This is a genomic window from Chamaesiphon sp. GL140_3_metabinner_50 (assembly GCF_025361915.1).
Lineage (GTDB): Bacteria > Cyanobacteriota > Cyanobacteriia > Cyanobacteriales > Chamaesiphonaceae > Chamaesiphon.
Map to the genome: position 1 here is coordinate 1 of NZ_JANYJC010000123.1, position 5,444 is coordinate 5,444.

The 5,444-nt window shown below is 45.0% G+C and carries 4 protein-coding genes and 1 pseudogene; 3 read left to right on the forward strand and 2 right to left on the reverse strand.

Annotated features, from left to right (window positions below; all coding sequences use genetic code 11):
- Positions 1-452 (forward strand): SMI1/KNR4 family protein (locus tag Q0R35_RS06590; protein WP_295615297.1); only part of this gene is annotated, 452 nt, incomplete at its 5' end.
- Positions 453-791: 339 nt separating this feature from the next.
- Here the strand turns inward: Q0R35_RS06590 and Q0R35_RS06595 are convergent.
- Together Q0R35_RS06595 and Q0R35_RS06600 are read right to left on the reverse strand one after the other, a co-directional pair.
- Positions 792-1,019: a hypothetical protein gene (locus Q0R35_RS06595; RefSeq protein ID WP_295615298.1), complete on the reverse strand. Its 228-nt coding sequence runs from the start codon at positions 1,017-1,019 to the stop codon at positions 792-794.
- A 113-nt stretch (positions 1,020-1,132) separates the two neighbouring features.
- On the reverse strand, positions 1,133-1,591 hold the full coding sequence (locus Q0R35_RS06600) for a helix-turn-helix transcriptional regulator (RefSeq protein WP_295615299.1): 459 nt from the start codon (positions 1,589-1,591) through the stop codon (positions 1,133-1,135).
- A gap of 212 nt (positions 1,592-1,803) precedes the next feature.
- On the opposite strand from Q0R35_RS06600, the gene Q0R35_RS06605 reads away from it, so the two are divergent.
- Both Q0R35_RS06605 and uvrA read left to right on the forward strand, forming a co-directional pair.
- Positions 1,804-2,595, forward strand: a complete 792-nt coding sequence (locus Q0R35_RS06605) for a hypothetical protein (protein ID WP_295615300.1) — start codon at positions 1,804-1,806, stop codon at positions 2,593-2,595.
- A gap of 91 nt (positions 2,596-2,686) precedes the next feature.
- Positions 2,687-5,444, forward strand: a pseudogene (uvrA, locus tag Q0R35_RS06610) (excinuclease ABC subunit UvrA); the annotation flags it as partial.

Consider the following 5,444-nt stretch of genomic DNA (forward strand, 5'->3'; position numbering starts at 1 on the left):
GTTCAAGAAAAAAGGAAGCTAATAAAATGAAGTTTTACAAGGGCAATACACCACCTCTGAGCATAGAAGATCTTATTTCCCTGGAAAATAAAATTGATTATACATTTCCAGAGGATTATCGAAACTTTTTAATTATTCATAATGGTGGACAACCAGAGCGTCAAATTCTGAATGTTCCAGATTGTGAGAACGATATCATTATAAATATTTTTTTTGGAATTGGGAAGCCTCATGCTGACATTCAATTCTGGCTGAATGAGCTAGAAGACGATCTCAAAGGTGCTTTTATACCTATCGGTTTCGATCCAGGCGCGAATGCCCTGTTAATGGAAAGGTCTGATGGAAATTTTTACTACTGGGATAGTGCAAGACACTTCCCCTGTTCATCTGATGAAGAAAATACTTTCTGGGTTGCTGATTCATTTTACGATTTACTCGAAAAACTGAGATAAGAAATCACTGATTTACCTTTTTGATAATCAAACCGTTATTCATCATATCTATTGTAAATTAAGTAGCTGTAAGGTGGGCAAATGCCCACGAACCAATCTGTGCGGAGCAATTTTGATGCGATCGAATTGGATCGTCCTATCGATCGCCCTGATAATTTTAGGAGATCGCTTTTAGAGAACCATCTATTTACCTCGATTGCTAATTTGTGATATTCGATCGATCGTTGATTCTGAGTCAGCCAAGATTCAATCTCAAATACAAATCTATCACCGTGTTTTTCTAATTTCGCTGTCAACTGTCGGATCTAAATTTACCAACCAGATTTCACCTCTCAGCATTTATTCTAAGAAATCTTCTCCATCAAGACTCGTGAAAATAGTTAACTCTCGATCGTTGGCATAATCATCTACTGCTAAATCAGCCGCTATTCTTAATTGTTGCTCTACTTGCTTTTCTGTCGTCATATCAGCTTGAAGATCGATCGAATCAAGAGCACTTGTCGCAATATTTAATCGATCCTCGATCGAGAGTGTAGGTAATGCTTTAAGAATTTCTGTGGTTTTCATTATTAGCCAATTTATAATTGTCAAAAGCCTAGCTAGTTTACTTCATCTGAGAGAAGAATACTATAAATTTACCATAGCATATTTGCGGCGATCGCTCGGCATCTAATATCGATCTAAGATCTGATTTCATGAGTTGCCATCGATCGTTCCAAGGCTCGATCGGATTCGCTAAGAGTGGGTTGAGGATCGATCTCATATTCACGCATCAGCAGATCTAATAGCTTCACCAACGTCTTTTCTTCAGGACTAAGCTGTCCTTTTTTGAGTAGATCTAAAATTGCTAATCGATAGGAGCGTCGATCCTCAATTTCTAGCTCATCACGTCCCAAGTCGTCGCGAAGTTCCGTAGTATCTTGACCCATAGATTTTGCTAGAGTTTTCAGGCTGACATTTAACTCCCGTGCCAACAGCACAGCATTATCAAACTTAGGCACAGACCGACCAACCTCCCAAGCCTGATAAGCAGTGTAATTGACCCCAACCCGCTGACTAATTTCTTTTTGACTGTAATTAGCCAATTCGCGTAAAGCCTTCAATGTAATTACTCGTTGGTCATCTCGTTCGCTCGTCATCTCACGATTATTTTAGTTTAATACGTTGACTTGTCTAAAAATATAGGGTAAACTACGTTTAATAGCTTTCAAGAACCGATGCTATTCCACTAGCCGTTCTCACTTAAAGTATAGCCACAGATGCCCGTCATTGCGGATGCTCTGTGTTGAAATCATCGATCTTTGAAGATTAAAAGCGACTAACCTAGTTTCCTCCATAGGGGGTGTTTACTATGCAAACAATTATTGATAACGATCGACTACTAGATTTTACCCTAGAGAACCTAATCGGAGAATTTCAGATCGATGTTTCATACCTTTGTCCGCGTGAAATTGAGACGGCTGAGTATGAATTATTGGCTAATCAGTATGCCTACATTAAGTTTGGGCTAATTTTAGAGAAATTCCGCAACCAGAGCTGGTGGAAACGTTGCCATGAAAAGTTTATAGACTTTAAAGATTTTTGCAAGCGCAAGGTTAATTTGAGTCGGTGGCAAGTGATTAATGCCATCAAGTCAGCGAATGTAGCGATTCGATTGGTGTTTCTGGGGTTCTCAAATCTGCCGCGTAATGCGTCCCAAGCTCTGGCGATGGCAGATTTATCATTAGAGCGATTGGGTGAGGTGTGGGGCAATCTTACCCAGAACCTAGCACATCATCAGATTACTACTGACATCATTAAACGAGAAATTACTCCCGATGCCGTATCGCTGGCATCGACGATTAGAATTCCGACAGCATTGTTAGGCAAGTTGCGGGAACAAGCGCGGGATGTGGGTTTGACGCTGAACCAGTATTTAGAGCAATTGGCTGATGGACAATCTCCAGATGGTAGTCGGGAAGTTGAAATCGAGCCGCCAACTGATGAGGAGATCGCCTGTATCGATAAACTGGAATTGGAGTGGCAGTCAGGCAATTGCCAGCCGTCTGCTGACAAACCCAAATCTGAAGCTATACTCGATCGGATCGACCTAAAAAACCGAGATTCTGATGAATCATCTAGGATTGCTATGGATCGACTTTAGTGGGGTAATTTACGATCGAAGATGTTAAGACACCAGACAATTGTGTTAAAACAGAAGTTTGCTCTATCGCGAATTCCGAGCTTCGATCCCTATGGCTTCAACCGACCGAGACACCATTCGCATCCGTGGTGCCAAACAGCATAATCTCAAGAATATTAGTTTAGAGCTACCGCGCGATCGCCTAATCGTGTTCACAGGGGTGTCTGGTTCGGGTAAATCATCCCTCGCCTTCGATACCATCTTTGCGGAGGGTCAACGGCGGTATGTGGAGTCGCTGAGTGCTTATGCGCGGCAATTTTTAGGGCAGTTAGATAAACCCGATGTGGATGCGATCGAAGGTTTGAGTCCGGCAATCTCGATCGATCAAAAGTCTACTTCTAATAATCCCCGATCGACGGTTGGGACGGTTACCGAAATTTATGATTATTTTCGGCTATTATACGGCCGCGCGGGTACGCCTCACTGTCCGCAGTGCGATCGATCGATTGCTCCCCAAACAATCGATGAAATGAGCGACAGGATTCGCGCGCTCCCCGAACGAACTAAGTTTCAAATATTAGCTCCCATCGTCCGGGGTAAAAAGGGGACGCATCAAAAGGTATTATCTAGCCTTGCATCTGAAGGTTTCGTGCGGGTGCGGGTCGATGGGGAAATTCGCGAATTAGCCGATCGAATCGTGTTAGATAAAAACCAGCATCATACCGTCGAAATTGTGGTCGATCGACTGGTTAATAAAGAAGGGATCGAATCGCGCTTATCTGACTCTTTAACCACTTGTTTACGACATGGAGAAGGTATAGCCACCATTTCCATTATAACGGATGAATCTGAGGAAAACAAGGAAGAATCGCCCACGGAACTAGTCTTTTCAGAGAAATTTGCCTGTCCCGAACACGGTGCGGTGATGGAAGAATTATCGCCGCGATTGTTCTCATTTAACTCGCCTTATGGTGCGTGTTCGGCATGTCATGGATTGGGAAGTTCGCGCACATTCGACCCCGATTTAATTATTCCCGATCCGGCTGCGGCTGTCTATCATGCGATCGCACCGTGGTCGGACAAAGATAATTCTTATTATTTATCACTACTATATAGCCTGGGTCAAGCCGCCGGATTTGCTCTCGATACGCCGTGGCAAAAGTTGACCGACGAACAAAAAACCTTAATTTTAGAAGGTCGAGACGAGCCGATTTGGATGGAAGATATCGGCGAAAATCGTCGGTTCCGGGGAGTAGTAAAAATTCTCGACAGGCAATATAACGATGCCTCAGAATTACAAAAGCAAAAGCTCGAACAATACCTCACAGATCGATCTTGCGAAGCTTGTGGTGGTAAACGGTTAAAAGCCGAAGCTCAATCGGTAAAATTAGGACAATATGGTATTCTCGATTTTACCAGTACGGCGATCGATGAATGTTTGGCACGACTTGAAAAGTTAGAACTTACACCAAAACAAACTAAAATTGGTGAGCTAGTACTCAAAGAAATTATCGCCAGACTGCAATTTTTACTCAACGTTGGTTAGATTATCTTACCCTCGATCGAGCGGCGATGACCTTATCCGGCGGTGAAGCGCAACGCATTCGCCTAGCTACCCAAATCGGTTCCGGTTTGACAGGCGTATTATACGTCCTCGACGAACCCAGCATCGGCTTGCACCAACGCGATAACGGACGACTATTAGACACCCTTACCAAATTGCGCGACTTAGGCAATACCCTCATCGTCGTCGAACACGATGAAGATACCATCCGCGCCGCCGATCATTTAGTCGATATCGGCCCAGGCGCGGGCGTACATGGTGGTAATATCGTCGTCGAGGGAGATCTAAATGCGCTGCTAAATTCTGAAGATTCGATTACAGGCGCTTACTTATCGGGACGCGTAGGCATAGAAACACCCGCTGCACGGCGCGAAGGCAATGGCCGCAGTTTAATACTTAAAAACGCCAACCGCAACAACCTCAAACATCTCGATGTCGAATTCCCATTGGGCAAATTAGTCTCAATTACAGGCGTATCCGGTTCGGGAAAATCCACCCTCATCAACGAACTATTGCACCCCGCCTTACAGCACCACCTTACCAAACGGGTACCATTCCCCAAAGATGTAGACGAATTACAAGGCATAAGTGCGATCGATAAAGTCATTATCATCGATCAATCGCCGATCGGCCGCACCCCGCGATCGAATCCCGTTACTTATACAGGCGTATTCGACACCATCCGCGAAGTTTTCACCCAAACCATCGAAGCCAAAACACGCGGCTATAAAGCGGGACAATTTTCCTTCAACGTCAAAGGCGGACGCTGCGAAGCCTGTAGCGGACAAGGCGTAAATATCATCGAGATGAACTTCCTCCCCGATGTCTACGTGCAATGCGACGTCTGCAAAGGCGAACGCTACAACCGCGAAACCCTCCAAGTTAAATATAAGGGCAAATCGATCGCCGATGTCCTGAATATGACTGTCGAAGAAGGCTTAGAATTCTTTCAAAATATCCCCCGCGCCGCCACTCGCTTGCAAACCCTCGTCGATGTCGGCTTAGGCTACGTCAAACTCGGACAAACCGCCCCCACCCTCTCCGGCGGCGAAGCCCAACGCGTCAAACTCGCCACCGAACTCTCCAAACGCGCCACAGGCAAAACCCTATATCTCATCGACGAACCCACCACCGGACTATCATTCTACGATGTCCACAAGCTTCTAGACGTGCTGCAAAGACTAGTCGATAAGGGGAACTCCATCATCGTCATCGAACACAACCTCGACGTGATTCGCTGCTCCGACTGGACGATCGATCTGGGGCCAGAAGGTGGTAATAAAGGAGGAGAATTAGTAGCAGTGGG

What these genes read in the sequence shown, in the direction of transcription:
- Q0R35_RS06600 (WP_295615299.1), bottom strand. Translation starts at nt 1,591, where the DNA reads ATGACGAGCGAACGAGATGACCAACGAGTAATTACATTGAAGGCTTTA.
- Q0R35_RS06605 (WP_295615300.1), top strand. Translation starts at nt 1,804, where the DNA reads ATGCAAACAATTATTGATAACGATCGACTACTAGATTTTACCCTAGAG.
- Q0R35_RS06595 (WP_295615298.1), bottom strand. Translation starts at nt 1,019, where the DNA reads ATGAAAACCACAGAAATTCTTAAAGCATTACCTACACTCTCGATCGAG.